Origin of the sequence: Vallitalea pronyensis, assembly GCF_018141445.1 — a bacterium.
GTDB lineage: Bacteria > Bacillota > Clostridia > Lachnospirales > Vallitaleaceae > Vallitalea > Vallitalea pronyensis.
The window spans coordinates 4,664,927-4,677,934 of record NZ_CP058649.1; the positions used below are offsets into that span (position 1 = coordinate 4,664,927).

The following is a 13,008-nucleotide window of genomic DNA, read 5'->3' on the forward strand; positions in this document are numbered from 1 at the left end:
GCTGCTGTACCAAAGCATTATTATATGCTTTGGTACAGCAGCCCTTTTTTTATCTTATCTCCCATGTATTAAGTTAACCACAAGTGCAGCACGATTTCTCGAATACCTTCTTGCTTAAGACGTTGAACAGATTCTTTGTACGCATGTTGATTTTTTTCAAAGTCAATGCGGTCTGAACTTTCAACCTTTGTGCATATACCATCCTTTTGTTTTTCTTTATCGGTACATTTTTTTAATTGGCTAATCTCTTTATACATGCTACCCCCTCCATTCTTACCTAGTATGATACTTTACTACCTACCAATATCTTTAGCATGGAGTTTTCTATACGTTTAACTTACACATATGCACTGTTGCGATCATCATTGCTACTTGCTTAGATTGTGTTAGCTACATTTGTAGTCTAATGTAATTAAACAAATTATAGCATACTTTTGTATCGATGTATACCTTAAAAAAATGTACTGATAAGTATACAATCTCATAAAAATTAATGACTTTCCTTTTATCCATGCATAAAAAAAGAAATATAAGACAAAAAATATATAATATAAAGCAGAACATGACTTTTGTGTAAAATTCCGAATTTTACTTTTGATTATGGATTCTGCATAGGAGGTTGCATGATGTCACGAAAAATATGTATTGTCACTATATTACTTTGCCTTGTAACACTCAGTGGTTGTGCCCAGTCCTCTCAACCAGCCCCTGATAAGGACATGAAAAATGATCCTTCATCTTTATCTTTTGATTATGATTTTGAAGAAAATATGCATGGATGGACAAGCGGATTCTCAGGCATTAGTGAGCACTATTTGTCTAAAGGTTATGACATGAATTTTACCCACGGTGATTATACCTACATGGATACAACCAATAAAGGGATCTATCTTGCAGGAAACAATCTTGAAAGTGATTTGTTTATGTACACCATGAAAAAATTTGGTAAACCCGATGGTTTAAGCCCTTTAACAGCCTATGCTGTTCACCTGCGTTTTGACGCCATATCAACCATGCCAACCCATATTGATGATGACCCAGAAAAGCAGATTTATGTCAAAGCAGGTGTTGTTAACGTTCTACCTGAGCCAGAACTTACTGTGGAAAATAATGAAAACTTTTATCGGGTGAATCTGGATAAAGGAGAACCCTCAGCAGATGGCAATGACCTATCAACACTAGGAAGTGTAGCAATTGGTTCAAGTCATGAACAAATCTATGGACAAAAAGCTTTTGAAAAAACATTTTATGTAAGTACCAATAATCTTAGTGAACTCTGGGTTGTTATTGGTACGGACACATCTCGAGAAGGGTCCAGCTCCATTTATATTGATAATGTTCAGGTATCCATTACAAAAGAATAGATTACACATGAAAAAGACTATCTCCCACATTGTTTCTTACATGAGTGATAGTCTTTTTATTTACTTTTTATGCCTTATCGAATGCGGACAGGAAATCCAACTTTTTTCTGCACTTTTCGAAGTGTTTTTGTTGCTAGATAATTAGCTGTCTCACCATTTTTCTTAATGATACCATCAATATAATCTTTATTTTTCTGCAAATCCTTGAATGTTTCTTGTATGGGTCTAAGTTCTTCTACAACAGCTTCCCCCACAATCGACTTTAACTCACCGTAACCTTTTCCATTAAAACGTTCTATGGAGGTCTCAATGGACTCACCAGTTGTACATGAATAAATATCAATGAGGTTTTTCACACCCGGTTTATCATCGGAATAAGTGACTTCACGGTCTGAGTCTGTAACAGCACGTTTAATTTTATTCAATATCACATTGGGTTCATCTAATAAGGAAATGAAGCCATTAGGATTTTCATCGGATTTGGACATCTTCTTGGTGGGCTCTTGTAAGCTCATAATCTTTGCACCTATTTTTGCGATATATGGATCAGGCACTGTTAGAACGTCACCGTAAACATTGTTAAATCGGGTAGCAATCTCCCGGGCTAACTCAAGATGTTGTTTTTGATCGTGGCCCACAGGTACTAAATCTGATTGGTATAATAAAATGTCAGCAGCCATTAATATGGGATACGTATAGAGTCCTGCATTAATATTAGCTCCTTGTTTTGATGATTTTTCTTTGAATTGGGTCATCCGATTGAGCTCACCCATATAAGTGAAACAACTAAGAATCCAAGCAAGTTCAGCATGTGCTGAAACATGGGATTGATAATACATTATATTTTTCTCTGGATCAAGTCCAGCTGCTATATACATACATAATAAATCTCTAGCTCGTTTTCTAAGTAAAACAGGATCTTGCCTTACTGTGATGGAATGCATATCAACCACGCAGAACAAACAATTATAATCCTCTTGCAGCTTTGTCCAATTTTTAATCGCTCCTAGATAATTACCAATTGTAATAACGCCTGTTGGTTGAACGCCACTAAAAATGACTTTTTTCTTTTCAGCTTGAGCACCCACATATGTCACCCTTTCTTTCCTACTATTGATACCCAGTCTTAACAAGGTATCTTTATTTACGTGTTAGTTTAGCATATAATAAATCTTAATTCAAGATATACCGTTACTTCGTTGTAGTATATCTTCTCCTATAAATGGTTTATCACTTCAGTTATACCCTATTTACTAATCCATCATTATATGTTTTAATTAAGTTATTATATATGGATTTTATAAATGAAAGGACGATGATGATGGAAAAAATACCGAGTTTTACAGTCAATCATCTTGATTTATTAAGAGGCGTTTATGTATCGCGTATCGATGCTATTGGTGAACAAGTCTTAACAACTTACGATGTACGTATGAAACAACCCAATAAAGAACCCGTAATGCAAACCGCAGAAATGCATACCATTGAACACCTTGCAGCGACGTTTCTGAGAAATCATAAAACTTACGCTGATGATGTGATTTATTTTGGACCTATGGGTTGTCGTACAGGCTTTTATGTAATTCTTAAAGGGAAAAGAAGTTCAGAAGAAATTATACCTTTATTAAAAGAAATGTTTGATTTTATCAGCACATATGAAGGTGATGTTCCAGGAGCTTCTGCCAGGGATTGCGGTAATTATTTAGATATGAATCTGCCCATGGCTAGATACGAAGCCCAAAAATTTTTAGAAGAAACCCTTAAGGATATTGAAGAAAAGAATCTTATCTACCCTTCTTAGGTTCGTTTGTATGATACTTCTATACATATCATATTTATCTTTAAATGATATCTTTTCATAAGCTACTTAGGTAGCTTTTTTTGTATTTATTTTCTAAAGCTTATTCTTTTATCAAAGTAATATTTTATGAAAAACTACACATAATATCCATGAGAGATTTCATGCATAGGCGATTGAAAACACAACTTAATAAACCATGACATAACACCATGTTTTCATATGCATGCTCTTAACATTACTGCTTATCCTTTATATGTCTTTTGACTTTAAATCAATATGGAGGGATATTATGATGACATATTCTAATAACCGACGGATCTATAGGTATCCAAAATCGTCATGCATCCACCTACCATGGCATGATGGCGTTATGAAATTCTATCATCCATTGAGCCAGTTTTTATTGGAAGAATGGCAGGATATAGAACTTAAGTCAAGAAAAACATCCAAGAAAATAAGCTTAATGAATAGGTGAAAGGAGATTAATCATGGACACTTTGATGAATTATTGTGAAACAGCCAAAGAATGCAGCGCATATAATCCAAGAGAAAATGTAGAGTCCTTATCAAACTCAACAATAGAAAGCACATCCTGTCTTAATTGTAAGAATTGGGAAAATAGCCATTGCACCTTAGACTTATATGATCAAATTAACGAAACAGAATAGATGTATTAAAGGGGCTGTCACATACAATATATTTTTGATGGGATAGCCCCTAAATTTTATGATTAAGAAAAAGAAAGGTCGTCAATATGAAATACATAAAAAGCAGTATGTTTCATACACTCCTTACCATTATGTTATTATTGATTTTTATCTTTACACCTATACTTAACACAAAAGGTGTCTTGATTGTCTTTCTAGCTGTATCACTCCTCATCATGTGTATCAGGTATTTTTACACAGGATGTATTGTCAACATTATCATACTCATCTATTTACCTTTTATGATCGTTCAGAATCAGTACCTCTTTCTTAACAAAGACCATACGTCTTCATTAATCTTTATTTTATGTGTTATCTTTTTTATGACCATATTAAACTTTTTGATTTTAGCCTATCAGATTAATAGTTATGATAATAATCATGGAAATGTGCCTACTACTTTTAGACGTCCTTTTTTCAAGATATTATGTATCTTCTTTTTATATCTATCCTTGCTTTTTTCAGTCATTGATTCGTTTGCCTTGCTGTATGTACATTTAAGTAATGTATTCAATGAAGGCATTGTAGGAAAAGGTGAAGTTTTTAGTCATTTAGATGCTTTGTATTTTAGTACAACCACTTTCTTTACCATTGGTTTTGGTGATATTCGTCCTATTGAATACTCGGAAGTGACGAAAAAGTTAGTCATCATACAGGCAGCCTTGAGCCACATCATCACAACGGTTTTATGGCCTGTTGCCATTATCTTTGTCTTTGGTAAAACATCTCGAAAATTATTTGGTATTCATAAGAAAGATTAGTTTTTTAGGCACAGGTATTCCTTCAGATGTGTTAAGACAGCAACAACCATTATAACTAAACCAGCAATGATTGTTATGCTGATAGGTGTATTATGCCCTAGATGCTTCACTAGAATGCCAACCAGCCCCCATATGGCTGTTAGCATAAAAGCCAAATCATTGTTGGTCATGGATACATATAAGGCTAATAGCAAAGCAAAAACAATTACGATACACGTCCACACCGTATCCGACAGACCTAACCCGTTCCATCCTGTCCACTGAAGCACCACGGCAACATTAGCAATGGTTGCAATGCATATCCAGGATAAATAGATACTAAAAGGTATATTAATCCAACGTCTATCACTTTTTTTCACACTGCAGGTATCTCCTAATACCTTATAGATTCGAATAAGTGTCCATAATAAAAGCAGCATAATGGCTAAAGATAACCAGAGTTTTTCATATTGCCACGCCACCAGCCATAAACCATTCAGTAAGCATGATATGAGAAACTTATAGCCAATAGCATGTATATAACCATTTTTCTTTTGGTCTGGCATTAATCCATAAATGACAAATCCTAATAACAACAGATAGATAAGTCCCCATATCATGAAGGTGTACGATGCAGGTGTAAAAAGAGTCCTGTATTGATCGGATATGTCGCCAGTTGTTTTGCCATGAAACGTGAAAGTGGAAGCAAGTATATTAACCAGTATCATGAAGCAGTAACCCATTAAGTTAATTCGGCCATAATGTGTACGCATCTTATCGCATCCCTTACTCTTTTATTATATAAGCTTAATAAAGCGTGGATTGTACAAGAACAAGTTCAGTATATATATATGTAAGATAAGATGTTTTCATGCTTTATTTATCATTGATAACCAGGTTATTACATTCTAAGACACATAGGACCTTTTTTCTTATTCAACACATTTAGCTTGCTAAGTACATACGTACTAATCCAAGAATCAACAAATGACCAGGATAGAATAGATAGAATAAATAACGCATACTCTTGCCCTTTTTGCCATTATAAAAATAGATAAAGCCTAAACTGATGATGGCAAACAGTTGAACAAACATACGAATGTCTATGGTGGTATTACCTAAGAAGCCTAGACCCACGAATAAAGCTGTCATACCTCCAAAACTAATGGCTTGCTTTTGGAAATGACCTCGATAATGGTAGAAGAAAAATATAGTCATGATACCATATATGGCATAATCCATTTCGGCTAACCCACTGATAAAACCAATGAGTAGAACGATAACTAAACCTATTTTTTTATTTTTTATGTGATGGTAAAGATGGATAACAAGTAGCCCTAAGAATAAGGTAAAAAAGATATTTAAGCTACCAAAACCAACATCAACACCTTGTGCCATATCATAAGGAATCTCCGATATAAAAGCAAATATTAATAATCTTGCTAAATATTTATGGATATGGCGGGTATGGAAAAACCCCTCGGCAATGAGATAGGCAAATATTGGAAAAGCCATTCTTCCAATAATACGCATCACCACATGAGCTGTGGTACTTTCATCAACAAATACCATCGCATAATGGTCAATGAACATGGTTATACATGCAATGACCTTCAACCCTGTTGCTGTCATTTGATTCATCTCCTTATTAAATTCTTGCCCCATCCATTTATACAGTATAATAGTATAACATAACGTATACTATAACACTACCAATATATACAATTCTAATCATTATCTAATTAACACCCATCATGATATAGGTAATCGACGCATATCACGGTCATAATTACTTGCTTATGGCTTGTAAAGATATGATGGGAGTGTTACAATATAACCATTAAATTCTAATAGCATTCAAAATAAAAAGAAAATATAAGGTGTGAAAGGAGTCATTTGCATGAACGTAAGTGAAAGATTTCTAAAGTATGTTAAGGTATGGACCACGTCTGATGAAGCATCCCAGACTAGCCCTAGTACAGAGAGACAATTGGACTTGGCACATATACTTGTTGAAGAGTTAAAAGACATTGGATTAACGGATATAACCCTTGATGAAAATGGATACGTCATGGCTACATTAGAAGCCAATACGGATAAAGATGTACCAACCATTGGATTTATATCCCATATGGATACATCACCTGATATGTCTGGAAAAGATATAAAACCTCGTATTATCAAAAATTATAAAGGTAATGATATTGTTCTTAACGAATCCCTGAATATTATCTTATCACCTGATGATTTTTCCTCGCTAAAAAACTATGTAGGATTGGATTTGATCGTTACAGATGGTACCACTTTGCTTGGTGCTGATGATAAAGCCGGTATTGCAGAAATTATCACGGCTATGGACTATCTGATTCAGAATCCTGAAATTAAGCATGGTAAAATAAGAATTGCTTTTACACCTGATGAAGAAGTCGGTAGTGGCACCGACAAATTTGATGTGGAGAAATTCAATGCAGATTTTGGTTATACCATTGATGGTGGTGAAATTGGTGAATTGGAGTATGAAAATTTCAATGCAGCCAACGCTTGGTTAACCATTAACGGCAAAAACATTCACCCAGGCTCAGCTAAAAATAAAATGTTAAGCGCTATGGAAATCAGTTTTGAGCTGGATTATATGTTGCCTCCAGAACAAAGATGCCAATACACGGAAGATTATGAAGGCTTCTATCATCTCGTTCGCATGGCAGGTAATGTTGAACAGGTAAAGAGCATGTATATTATTCGTGATCATGATCTGGACAAATATGAGCAGAAAAAAACCTACTTCCAACGTGTCATCCGTTACCTGAATGAAAAATATGGTGAAGGTACCGTTGATTTAAAATTAAAGGATATGTATTATAACATGAAAGAAAAGATAGAACCTGTTATGCACATCATTGATACTGCTGTAGAAGCCATGAATTCTCTTGATATTGAACCTATTATTGTTCCTATTCGGGGTGGAACAGATGGCTCCAGGTTATCTTACATGGGATTACCTTGTCCTAACTTATTTACTGGCGGTCATAACTTCCATGGAAAACACGAATACATCTGCATTCAATCCATGGAAAAATCCGTGCAAACCATTGTGAAAATCATTGATCTATATGCGAGCAAATAATGGATAAAAGATCGGTGCAAGGGTTTTGGGGAGCTCTTGCATCTTTTCTTACAAAACTGTAAGGTTAATGGCCTATTTTGTCATCTAATAAAATGGATAATACACCTGTTCTATTATACAATAGTATTGTCAAAAAATATGCGATGATATTAAAATAGATGCATGATATCGGGGAGGCCTATAGTGTGAAGAATTTTTACAAAAAAATACTCTTTGTTACCATGGCATGTACCATCTTGTTCATGTCATACATACATTCATATACACCCAAACACGAAATCTATGATCTTAATGAAACGCTTATGCATCAGATAGAGTCTCATGTACCGGACTATGTTTCATTAGATGAGGTATCGCAAGACCTTATAAATGCCACTGTGGCTATGGAAGATAAGCGTTTTTATCGACATATAGGGTTTGACCCTATTGCTATTGTACGAGCAGTTTTAGTGGACATACGTGAGCGGCGCTATGTTCAAGGTGGCAGCACCATTACTCAGCAGCTTGCGAAAAACCTCTTTCTGAATCATAAGAAATCACTAAATAGAAAATTTCAGGAGTTAATCATTGCTTCCAAGCTGGAACAACTCTTCACAAAAGAAGAAATACTGGAGATGTACCTTAATGTGATTTATTATGGTTCTGGTGCTTATGGTATTGGGGAAGCCTGTGAAATCTACTTTGATAAGACACCTGACGAGCTATCTCTTGAAGAAAGTGCCATGCTTGTAGGTATACCGCCATCACCAAACCGCTACAATCCTATTCGTAATCTTGCAAAAGCAAAACAACGCCAGGAAGTTGTGTTATCCGTTATGGCTAAGAAAGGTTATCTTAACTGAACAACAATCATGTGTTGTGACAATAAAGAAAAGGCTGACATCCATTGAATATGTACTAAGGAACTTTCAATAGATGAAGCCTTTTTTTGATAACTGAATAGTTTAGCCCTAATAATCAATGCCTTTGATGGCTTGTCTGCCTGCTTGATAGTAGTGTTTCTCTTCATGACACACGGTGACTAAATCTGCATATTCTCGCAATGCATCTGGTGCACTACGGCCTGTTAAAATTATGTTTGTCCGTTCTGGTCTATCTTTAAAGCAATCCATACACATATCTGCTGTTAATACTTCACGGTGATCAAATCGTTTAATACCAAAAACATTATTAATCTCATCCAAGATGACCACATCATAGGCATTACTCATGATTTTCTCTTTTGCTAATGCCCACGCTTCTCTAATCCCTTCTTTGTGAGCCTCTATTTCGTTTTTATTGGTAAACCCTTTGCCCATTTGATGCATCTCTATACCAAGCTGTTTGAAGGTTTCCCTCTCACCAATTACAATATCCGAAGATTTAATAAACTGTATAATACAGACATTCTGCCCATGCCCATATGCTCTTAGTGCAATACCAAAAGCCGCTGTACTCTTGCCTTTTCCATTACCTGTAAAACATAAAACTGCTCCTCTATTGTTACTTGCCATGACATTTCCTCCTTCAAGATTAAAATCCATCCATACTTATTCTACTAGATGTGACCTATAAAATAAAGAAGAAAATAAGAAGTTTTATAATATAATCTCAAAACAATTGTAGCCATTCTGGGTATATGCACGATAACTACCTTCATGTAATTTCACAATACTTTTAACGATAGCAAGCCCAAGTCCATTCCCTCTATTCTCCGTATCAATCTGATAAAAGCTGTTCCATATCTGATCCAATTCCTTATCTGGTATGAGTACACCCGTATTGGCAATAAGAATCTTTAAACCTTGTGTTTGCTTAGACAATTCAATTTTAATGGTGCCATTATCATTGACATGTTTAAAGGCATTGCTCAGCAGATTGATGATGATCTGGCTGGTCCTTAATCGGTCAGCTGTTAACACATATTGTCTATGGGTATCATAATCAATGCGCACTGTTTTATTATCTGTCATGAAATGTAAGCGTTCCAAAGCGTTATCAATTAATTCGTTCACAATAAAAGGTTCCATATCAATGGTAAATGTACCGGATTCATAACCTGATAGATCCAATAAATCCTTAACTAATGTATGCATTCTACTTGCTTCATCAACGATAATACTGTAATATTCTTCTTTTGCTTCCTCCGATTTGGGAATTTTTTGTACAAGGCCATCTGCATAACCTAAAATCAAGCTAATGGGATTTTTAAGTTCGTGAGAAACATCTGAAACAAATCGACGTCGCATCTTCTCTAGACTTTTTTCCTTGGATAACTCTCGTGTCAATTGATGATTACTAACTTTTAGGGCATGAATAGCTTCTGATAAGGCATCCGCCATCTGGTTAACACTATTCATGAGTTCACCCACTTCATCGTAGCTTCTGACTATCAATTTTTCATCAAATTGTAAATCAGCCATTTTATAGGTTGTTTCTTTCATTTTAATAATGGGCTTACTAACACCTTTAGCAATGATAAAGCTAATGATAATGCCTACAAGATATACGGCAATCGATGTCAGTAACATAAAACTATAGAACATCCCCGTTGCTTCTGAGACAAGTCCCATTCTTTTAACAATGAGTACAAGCTGTCCGTCTGCCATTGCCCTGGCATATATAATTCTCTGATCTTCTATATCACCAGAACCCAATATTTCTAAGTGCCCTTCTTCAGCACTTTGGACTGCTTTATCTCTGATTATTTTTAAATGCTCAAGTTTAACCGGTGGCTTATTATGGCGACCACTTGCAGCCCGTACAGGAAATAGTTCCTCTGGAAAAAGAAAAACGTCGCCTCCTGTTCTCTTTACAAGTTCAGCTATTTGCTCTTGGAATGCCTCTGGTTTATACTCTGTTTCAAACTCTCTTGAGGCTTTAATCATATTATTAGAATTAGATTTAATATAAAAATCATCTAAAAAAAATTTATTCAATAACAACAGCAACAACAGCAATATAAAAAAAGTCATTGAAAATACCAATATTATTTTTGTACGAATGGATTTAATCTTCTTCAAACTCAAGTCTATAGCCAACTCCTCTTACTGTTTTAATGATGCTGCTATATTTACCCAATTTAGCTCGTAATGTCTTTACATGTGTATCCACAGTCCTTGGGTCACCGTAATAATCGTAACCCCATATGCGATCCAATAGCTTCGTACGCTCTATGGTCATGTTCTTATTCTTCATTAAATATTGCAGTATAGCAAACTCTTTCGGTGTCAACTCTTTATTGAAACCATCAATTTTCACTTCATGTTTGGAAAAATTAACAGCCATCGCCTTATAAATTGTTGGTTGAGAGGTATGCTTAGAGTGCTTACGAAGACATGATTTTACCCTTGCCATAAGAACCTTATAATTGAAAGGCTTGGTGATATAATCATCTGCTCCAATCTCCAAACCTTTGACTTCATCAAAACTATCATCTAGAGCAGTAAGAAAGATGACGGGTGCCTCTGTGATTTCCTTGATTTCCTTCAGTGCCTCAAAACCATCCATTTTTGGCATACGCACATCTAATAAAATTAAAGCAATATCCTTATGCTTAATAAGTTGCTCAATGCCGTGAATGCCATTTTCCCCATAAACCACGTCGTACCCTTCGTGCCTTAAATAGTCACCAATAATTCTTCGGACATTTTTCTCATCATCAATGACCATAATCTTCATGTTTTTACCTCCTACCGCTTGTATTATAGCCTGTCAATCTATTATACCATAAACACATTAATTTACCACTCTGACTGCCCGCACATAATTAAAAACAGATAGTACATCTCCCTGGGGTCCATGACCAGCTACGGGATAATGGGATGGATCACCGGTTTTTAGGTCGCTTCTTTGTGCACCTGCTCCATGTACATCCATAACCCGTCCTTGCATCTCCCCAAGAGCCTCTCCAAAAGCAATATAAACTGCATATTCTCCATACTTACGCCCATCTTTATGGGTTGTTGAACTCCAATAATAGGGGTAATCAAGAGAACCGTCTAGCGCCTCAATGGCTGTAACATGGAACATGGGGTCAATGGCTGCAGATTGAGTTGTATCTGGTGATCTTGTATAATCCACTATACTTTGCAGCTCTTTAGCATCTGGCAGCTTCCAATCAGTATAACCGGCATAGTCAAGATATTCTGCCCAATAGAGTGCATCGTCCCAATCCATGGCACCATCCTCAAGAAAATGTCCACTATCATACATTAACCACATAAGTCCTGTAGATAGGTCTGTAATGGTACCGTCACCGTTATCAACCAAATGATTAAGTCCATAAGATGTGTTCCCTCGAACCAACATCACATAGAAATCCTTATCAACAGGATAGCCTTTAATACGCCCATCAGCAAAATTCACACCGAAAACTGTGGTGTTCCCGCCCATGGTACCTGATTCATAGATTGTGCTGGTGGCGTATTGTGAATCAATGGCACGCTCACCTGTTACATCACCATAACTAAAAACAAAATAATCCGAGTTGATGTATGGCTTATGTTTTGTCTCACCTGAGAAATCCATCAGTGAGTATAGCTCTTTTATCGTTGGCAAACGCCAATCTGTATAACCAGCTAACTGACATGTATCCACGTAAGCAACTGCTTCACGCCAAGTCATCTTAGCTCCTGGGTCTTGTTGCCACATGAGTCCTGTCACATGGTCCGTTACTGTACCATCACCATTGTCTGTATAACTAAAGTCATGGGTTATATAGTTAGAATCCTGACCATAAAATTGCTCACCAGCATGTGGCAGGCTTATCGACTCATGATTTGAATAGCTTGTCACAAGCCCAGTATCCACAATGGGATAATTACCCATGAGAGAAGTGGTACTTCTGTTACCATTTCGTTGAGTCTCTATGGCATTAGCTTCTTCAATCGATAAGATAGAGCTTTTTTGTGGTCTTCTTCCTAGTGGTCTTTCATGATGTTTAGAAGGAGATACTTGCAACGTTGGATTTGATTCAATGATGAGGTCACGTCCTAATGTTGTTTTGGCATTTATAGCATTACCAATAAGGATCGCTAAGGATATGATAATGATTAAAGCCTTTAATAAGATAAAATATTTGTTTTCCATGATACCACCAACCTTTCTCTTCGAATCCATTTACTTCCTTTTATTTTTTTTGATTACATCTCTCGTTATGTTGATATCATGTTTAGTGTATCTCAATTTTGTGAAGTCTTTGTGAAGTTACGGCCTATAAAATAGAGGCTATCATCTATCCAAATCTTCTAACTGACTCTTTAGATAGATAAAGCCTCTATGCACAAAGCAT

General features: G+C 35.8%; 15 protein-coding genes. 7 read left to right on the forward strand and 8 right to left on the reverse strand.

Going from position 1 to position 13,008, the window contains the following annotated elements:
- Window positions 1-68: 68 nt before the first annotated feature.
- Window positions 69-257 (reverse strand): hypothetical protein, encoded by a 189-nt coding sequence (locus tag HZI73_RS19345; protein ID WP_212695009.1) that lies wholly within the window; start codon window positions 255-257, stop codon window positions 69-71.
- 366 nt (window positions 258-623) lie between these two features.
- Here HZI73_RS19345 and HZI73_RS19350 point away from each other — a divergent pair, with 366 nt between their 5' ends.
- A complete protein-coding gene (locus tag HZI73_RS19350) occupies window positions 624-1,364 on the forward strand; it encodes an LptM family lipoprotein (protein WP_212695010.1) in 741 nt (246 codons plus the stop codon).
- 74 nt (window positions 1,365-1,438) lie between these two features.
- Here HZI73_RS19350 and trpS read toward each other — a convergent pair whose 3' ends face one another.
- On the reverse strand, window positions 1,439-2,461 hold the full coding sequence (gene trpS / locus HZI73_RS19355) for a tryptophan--tRNA ligase (protein WP_246552218.1): 1,023 nt from the start codon (window positions 2,459-2,461) through the stop codon (window positions 1,439-1,441).
- 224 nt (window positions 2,462-2,685) lie between these two features.
- On the opposite strand from trpS, the gene HZI73_RS19360 reads away from it, so the two are divergent.
- From HZI73_RS19360 to HZI73_RS19375, 4 genes are all read left to right on the forward strand, one after another.
- Window positions 2,686-3,165, forward strand: coding sequence for an S-ribosylhomocysteine lyase (locus HZI73_RS19360; protein WP_212695011.1), 480 nt, complete (start codon window positions 2,686-2,688; stop codon window positions 3,163-3,165).
- 289 nt (window positions 3,166-3,454) lie between these two features.
- A complete protein-coding gene (locus HZI73_RS19365) occupies window positions 3,455-3,640 on the forward strand; it encodes a hypothetical protein (protein ID WP_212695012.1) in 186 nt (61 codons plus the stop codon).
- A 13-nt stretch (window positions 3,641-3,653) separates the two neighbouring features.
- The gene (locus tag HZI73_RS19370) at window positions 3,654-3,833 is read left to right on the forward strand and encodes a hypothetical protein (protein WP_212695013.1); all 180 of its coding nucleotides are present in this window, start codon (window positions 3,654-3,656) and stop codon (window positions 3,831-3,833) included.
- An 86-nt stretch (window positions 3,834-3,919) separates the two neighbouring features.
- Window positions 3,920-4,633 (forward strand): ion channel, encoded by a 714-nt coding sequence (locus HZI73_RS19375; protein ID WP_212695014.1) that lies wholly within the window; start codon window positions 3,920-3,922, stop codon window positions 4,631-4,633.
- Here HZI73_RS19375 and HZI73_RS19380 read toward each other — a convergent pair.
- Both HZI73_RS19380 and HZI73_RS19385 read right to left on the reverse strand, forming a co-directional pair.
- Window positions 4,630-5,385 carry a hypothetical protein gene (locus tag HZI73_RS19380; RefSeq protein WP_212695015.1) on the reverse strand — a complete coding sequence of 252 codons (756 nt, stop codon included), beginning with the start codon at window positions 5,383-5,385 and terminating at the stop codon, window positions 4,630-4,632. The two genes, HZI73_RS19375 and HZI73_RS19380, sit on opposite strands and share 4 nt — an antisense overlap.
- A gap of 172 nt (window positions 5,386-5,557) precedes the next feature.
- Window positions 5,558-6,244 carry a TraX family protein gene (locus HZI73_RS19385; RefSeq protein ID WP_212695016.1) on the reverse strand — a complete coding sequence of 229 codons (687 nt, stop codon included), beginning with the start codon at window positions 6,242-6,244 and terminating at the stop codon, window positions 5,558-5,560.
- A 268-nt stretch (window positions 6,245-6,512) separates the two neighbouring features.
- Between HZI73_RS19385 and pepT the strand changes: the two genes are divergently transcribed.
- Window positions 6,513-7,736 carry a peptidase T gene (gene pepT, locus HZI73_RS19390; RefSeq protein ID WP_212695017.1) on the forward strand — a complete coding sequence of 408 codons (1,224 nt, stop codon included), beginning with the start codon at window positions 6,513-6,515 and terminating at the stop codon, window positions 7,734-7,736.
- Between the two features lie 185 nt (window positions 7,737-7,921).
- Window positions 7,922-8,578, forward strand: coding sequence for a transglycosylase domain-containing protein (locus HZI73_RS19395; RefSeq protein WP_212695018.1), 657 nt, complete (start codon window positions 7,922-7,924; stop codon window positions 8,576-8,578).
- A 108-nt stretch (window positions 8,579-8,686) separates the two neighbouring features.
- Here HZI73_RS19395 and HZI73_RS19400 read toward each other — a convergent pair whose 3' ends face one another.
- The 4 genes from HZI73_RS19400 to HZI73_RS19415 form a co-directional block, all read right to left on the reverse strand.
- Window positions 8,687-9,229, reverse strand: coding sequence for a cob(I)yrinic acid a,c-diamide adenosyltransferase (locus HZI73_RS19400; RefSeq protein WP_212695019.1), 543 nt, complete (start codon window positions 9,227-9,229; stop codon window positions 8,687-8,689).
- Window positions 9,230-9,313: 84 nt separating this feature from the next.
- On the reverse strand, window positions 9,314-10,738 hold the full coding sequence (locus tag HZI73_RS19405) for a sensor histidine kinase (RefSeq protein WP_212695020.1): 1,425 nt from the start codon (window positions 10,736-10,738) through the stop codon (window positions 9,314-9,316).
- Entirely contained in the window at window positions 10,725-11,396 is a 672-nt protein-coding gene (locus HZI73_RS19410; RefSeq protein ID WP_212695021.1) for a response regulator transcription factor, read from the reverse strand. Before HZI73_RS19410 ends, HZI73_RS19405 begins: the two co-directional genes overlap by 14 nt.
- Window positions 11,397-11,453: 57 nt before the next feature.
- Window positions 11,454-12,836, reverse strand: coding sequence for an Lcl C-terminal domain-containing protein (locus HZI73_RS19415; protein ID WP_212695022.1), 1,383 nt, complete (start codon window positions 12,834-12,836; stop codon window positions 11,454-11,456).
- Window positions 12,837-13,008: the final 172 nt, after the last annotated feature.

Coding starts and splice junctions, on each gene's coding strand:
- HZI73_RS19415 (WP_212695022.1), bottom strand. CDS start 12,836: ATGGATTCGAAGAGAAAGGTTGGTGGTATCATGGAAAACAAATATTTT.
- HZI73_RS19345 (WP_212695009.1), bottom strand. CDS start 257: ATGTATAAAGAGATTAGCCAATTAAAAAAATGTACCGATAAAGAAAAA.
- HZI73_RS19360 (WP_212695011.1), top strand. CDS start 2,686: ATGGAAAAAATACCGAGTTTTACAGTCAATCATCTTGATTTATTAAGA.
- HZI73_RS19375 (WP_212695014.1), top strand. CDS start 3,920: ATGAAATACATAAAAAGCAGTATGTTTCATACACTCCTTACCATTATG.
- HZI73_RS19350 (WP_212695010.1), top strand. CDS start 624: ATGATGTCACGAAAAATATGTATTGTCACTATATTACTTTGCCTTGTA.
- HZI73_RS19400 (WP_212695019.1), bottom strand. CDS start 9,229: ATGGCAAGTAACAATAGAGGAGCAGTTTTATGTTTTACAGGTAATGGA.
- HZI73_RS19410 (WP_212695021.1), bottom strand. CDS start 11,396: ATGAAGATTATGGTCATTGATGATGAGAAAAATGTCCGAAGAATTATT.
- HZI73_RS19370 (WP_212695013.1), top strand. CDS start 3,654: ATGGACACTTTGATGAATTATTGTGAAACAGCCAAAGAATGCAGCGCA.
- HZI73_RS19365 (WP_212695012.1), top strand. CDS start 3,455: ATGATGACATATTCTAATAACCGACGGATCTATAGGTATCCAAAATCG.
- HZI73_RS19385 (WP_212695016.1), bottom strand. CDS start 6,244: ATGACAGCAACAGGGTTGAAGGTCATTGCATGTATAACCATGTTCATT.
- HZI73_RS19380 (WP_212695015.1), bottom strand. CDS start 5,385: ATGCGTACACATTATGGCCGAATTAACTTAATGGGTTACTGCTTCATG.
- pepT (WP_212695017.1), top strand. CDS start 6,513: ATGAACGTAAGTGAAAGATTTCTAAAGTATGTTAAGGTATGGACCACG.